The organism is Pseudonocardia sp. (genome assembly GCF_025465255.1).
Taxonomy (GTDB): Bacteria; Actinomycetota; Actinomycetes; order Mycobacteriales; family Pseudonocardiaceae; genus Pseudonocardia.
Window position 1 is genome coordinate 1 of the sequence record NZ_JAODNI010000138.1, and the last position, 4180, is coordinate 4180.

4 protein-coding genes and 1 pseudogene are annotated in these 4180 nt (G+C 70.9%); all 5 read left to right on the forward strand.

Annotated features, from left to right (window positions below):
• Nucleotides 1-237 (forward strand): annotated as a pseudogene (locus JWP64_RS16810) (hypothetical protein); the annotation flags it as partial.
• Nucleotides 227-829 (forward strand): hypothetical protein, encoded by a 603-nt coding sequence (locus JWP64_RS16815; RefSeq protein WP_297497829.1) that lies wholly within the window; start codon nucleotides 227-229, stop codon nucleotides 827-829. The pseudogene JWP64_RS16810 and the gene JWP64_RS16815, both read left to right, overlap by 11 nt.
• Before the next feature lie 34 nt (nucleotides 830-863).
• Nucleotides 864-1877 carry a C40 family peptidase gene (locus tag JWP64_RS16820; RefSeq protein WP_366890092.1) on the forward strand — a complete coding sequence of 338 codons (1014 nt, stop codon included), beginning with the start codon at nucleotides 864-866 and terminating at the stop codon, nucleotides 1875-1877.
• Between the two features lie 27 nt (nucleotides 1878-1904).
• Nucleotides 1905-2351 carry a hypothetical protein gene (locus tag JWP64_RS16825; RefSeq protein WP_297497831.1) on the forward strand — a complete coding sequence of 149 codons (447 nt, stop codon included), beginning with the start codon at nucleotides 1905-1907 and terminating at the stop codon, nucleotides 2349-2351.
• Nucleotides 2352-2774: 423 nt separating this feature from the next.
• A partial coding sequence (gene dnaK / locus JWP64_RS16830) for a molecular chaperone DnaK (protein WP_297497834.1) occupies nucleotides 2775-4180 on the forward strand: 1406 nt, incomplete at its 3' end.

Sequence of the window (4180 nt, forward strand, 5' to 3'; positions counted from 1 at the left end):
CTGCCGTCGGGCGGGGGCGCCGGCGCCCGGGTGGCCGGCGGCGTGCCCGGCCGTGCGGACCCGGACGGCGTCGACGAGCGCGGCATCTACCGCCGCTCGGACGCGGAGCGGCCGCCGGCCCGCACCGTCGAGCCCGAGCTCGTCGACGGGGTCCCGGTCTACCGGATCTACCGCCCGCGCTCCTCCGCGAACGGGGCGGGACCGAACCGGCCCGGTTGGAGCGGCAGTGCCGATTAGGTCCCCGCGCGGGCGGTCGGCGGCCTACCGGTCCGTCTGGTCGTGGCCCCTGCGTTCCCCGCTGCGGCTCGCCGTGACCGCCGTCGTCGTCCTCGGCCTGGTGATCGGGGTCAGCGCGCTCGCGACGTCGCTGCGCGGGCGGGCACCGGACCCGGTCGTCACCGGGCGGTCCGGTTCCCCGGTCGGCGTCGGGGCCGGGACGTCCCGGGGCTCGGCGTCCGCGGAGCCGACCGCGCTGCCGCCCGTCGCCCCGCTGACCCCGACGACCCTGCCGCTCTCCGCCGCCCCGGCGCAGGCCCTGTCCGTCGCGGCGGACTGGTCCCGGAACTGGGCGACGCATCCGGAGGGGATGACGTCCGAGCAGTGGGTGGCCGGCCTGCGCCCGTACACGACGGACGAGTACATCGGCACCCTGACCGGCGTCGACCCACGCAACATCCCGGCGAGCCGGGTGACCGGTGAGCCGAAGGCCGTGCAGGTCTCGCCCCGCTCGGTCCGGGTCGACGTCCCGACGGACGCGTTGACGCTGCGCGTGCTCGTCGTGCAGACCGAGAGCGGTGGCTGGCAGGTCGCCGGCTACGACAAGGCATGAGGCCCGTCGACGCGCTTCCTCCAGTGGAGGCGGCGTGAACACGAGAGCGTTGCGCCCGCTGCGGCTCCTCCTGCCCCTCGTGGCGATCGGGGCCGCGCTGGTGATGTTCCTGGCCATCGGGTTCGTGGTGTTCGCGCCCAACTCGGGCATCGGGACACCGTCGGGCCCGCGGACCTGCGACGCCGGGATCGGCCCGCTCAGCTCGGCCCGCCAGGCCGGCAGCACGATCGAGACGCTCAGCGACGAGCAGAAGCGGAACGCGGCGACGATCATCGCCGTCGGCAAGGAGATGGGTCTCCCGTCGCGGGCGTGGCTGGTGGCTCTGGCGACGGCCATGCAGGAGTCCACCCTGCGCAACATCGACTACGGCGACCGTGACTCGCGCGGCCTGTTCCAGCAGCGTCCCTCGCAGGGCTGGGGCTCGCCGGCGGAGGTCACGGACCCGCAGTACAGCGCGCGGAAGTTCTACGACGCCCTGCAGGGCAGCGGGAACTGGGAGGCCAAGCCGGTCACCAAGGCGGCCCAGGACGTCCAGCGTTCAGCCTTCCCGAACGCCTACGCCAAGTGGGAGGGCCTCGCCGCCCAGCTGGTCGGGACCATCGCCGACGTGCCGGACCCGTCGGGCTGCGGCTCCGGTTCGGCGAGCCTGCCCGTCGGCGTCGCGAGGACGGCGATCGACGCGGCGCTGAAGGAAGTCGGCAAGCCGTACGTCTGGGGCGCGGAGGGCCCCGACACCTACGACTGCTCCGGGCTGATGCAGTGGGCCTACAACCTCGCCGGGATCAACCTGCCCCGCGTCTCCCGGGACCAGTTCAGGGCCGGTGGCCACGTCCCCGTCCGCGAGGCCCAGCCCGGCGACCTGATGTTCTACGCGACGGACCGTTCGGACCCGACGACGATCCACCACGTCTTCCTCTACATGGGCGACGGCCAGATGGTCGAGGCGCCGTACAGCGGGCAGAACGTCCGGGTGCAGAAGGTGTCGTGGGACTATCGGGAACTGGTACCGCTGGCCACCCGCCCCGGCACCGCCCCCAACACCGCCTGACCTCGATCTCGGAGGGTTCCCGCCCCGATGGCCCGCACGGACCCGCGCCAACCCCTCCCGCGCACCCCGGCCTCCACGACCCCGCTCGCGGACTACCTGGACCGCCCCGCCCCCGGCGCCGGCCCGGACTATCTCGTCGTCCCGCGCTCGCTCGCCGAATCCATGCCGCTGCGCTGGCAGCAGGTGTTCGCCGGGATGCTGGCGGACCTGCACGACGCCTACGGGCATCTGCGCTGGCCGGACTACCGGGTCGTCCCGAGCCGCTGGGAGCTGCTCACCGACCTCGACGAGGAGCAACTCGCCGCCGCGGGCTACATCGCGGACCTGGACGCCGCGGGCGAGCTCGAGTACCGGGACGCCTCGAGCACACCGGTCCCGGACCCGCGGCAGCACCGGGTGCTCGCACCCGTCGAGGATCCGCTGCCCGCGCCCTCCGAAGGCCGGGTCGAGCCCCGGCCGGCCGCTCCCCTGTAGCCCTGTGGCCCTCCGTAACACTCTCTAGCCCTGTCTAGCGTCATCCCGAGACTCTCCGATACCCCGCGAGTCGGCATCTGACGCCGTGCGAGTCGCTGTCTGGGACCGGGCGAGTCGCGAGGGAGGACCGGGCGAGTCGTCGACGCGCGGGGCGCGCCGGAACGCGACTCGCCCGGCCTCAGAACGCGACTCGCGGGGTTCGGGCGCGGAGCGGGTCGTCGTACCTGCCTGTGAGTTGTTCGTGGGCGGGTAGGGAAGTTGAGCCGGGCGGGAACAAGTCTCCGGACCCGCTCGTTGAGCCGGGTGAGCAAGTTGAGCGGATCCGGCTCAAGGCCCGATTGACCCTATGGCAGGATCGCGGCGAGACTTGAGTCCGGCAAGCTCAATCAGACCTGTCAGTACAGCAACACGGAGGCAACCACCATGGCTCGTGCGGTCGGTATCGACCTCGGGACCACCAACTCCGTCGTCGCCGTCCTCGAGGGCGGCGAGCCGACGGTGATCGCGAACTCCGAGGGCGCCCGAACCACGCCCTCGGTCGTCGCATTCGCCCGCAACGGTGAGGTTCTGGTCGGCCAGTCGGCCAAGAACCAGGCCGTCACCAACGTCGACAGGACGATCCGTTCGGTCAAGCGCCACATCGGCACGGACTGGTCGACGGGTGACGTCGACGGCAAGAAGTACTCCTCGCAGGAGATCAGCGCGCGCGTGCTGCAGAAGCTCAAGCGCGACGCCGAGGCGTACCTGGGTGAGGACATCACCGACGCGGTGATCACGGTCCCCGCCTACTTCGAGGACGCGCAGCGACAGGCCACCAAGGAGGCCGGCCAGATCGCGGGCCTGAACGTGCTCCGCATCGTCAACGAGCCCACCGCGGCCGCGCTGGCGTACGGCCTGGACAAGGGTGAGAAGGAGCAGACGATCCTCGTCTTCGACCTCGGTGGCGGCACGTTCGACGTGTCCCTGCTCGAGATCGGCGAGGGCGTCGTCGAGGTCAAGGCGACCAACGGCGACAACCACCTCGGTGGTGACGACTGGGACGAGCGGATCATCACGTGGCTCGTCGACAAGTTCAAGAACTCCCAGGGCATCGACCTGACCAGGGACAAGATGGCCCTGCAGCGTCTGCGTGAGGCGGCGGAGAAGGCGAAGATCGAGCTGTCCAGCTCGTCGAGCGCCACGATCAACCTGCCGTACATCACGGTGGACGCGGACAAGAACCCGCTGTTCCTGGACGAGACGCTCTCCCGCGCCGAGTTCCAGCGGATCACCTCCGACCTGCTGGACCGCACCCGCGCGCCGTTCAACCAGGTGATCAAGGACGCCGGCATCTCCGTCGGCCAGATCGACCACGTGGTGCTCGTCGGTGGTTCCACCCGCATGCCGGCCGTCACCGAGCTCGTCAAGGAGCTGACCGGTGGCAAGGAGCCCAACAAGGGCGTGAACCCGGACGAGGTCGTCGCCGTCGGTGCCGCGCTGCAGGCCGGTGTGCTCCGCGGTGAGGTCAAGGACGTCCTGCTGCTCGACGTCACCCCGCTGTCCCTCGGCATCGAGACCAAGGGCGGCATCATGACCAAGCTGATCGAGCGCAACACCACGATCCCGACCAAGCGCTCGGAGATCTTCACCACCGCGGACGACAGACAGTCGGCCGTGACGATCCGGGTATTCAAGGGCGAGCGCCCGATGGCCGCCGACAACAAGATGCTGGGCCAGTTCGACCTGTTCGGCATTCCGCCGGCGACGCGCTGCGTGCCGCAGATCGAGGTCACCTTCGACATCGACGCAATCGGCATCGTCAACGTCCAGGCGCTCGACAAGGCGACCAA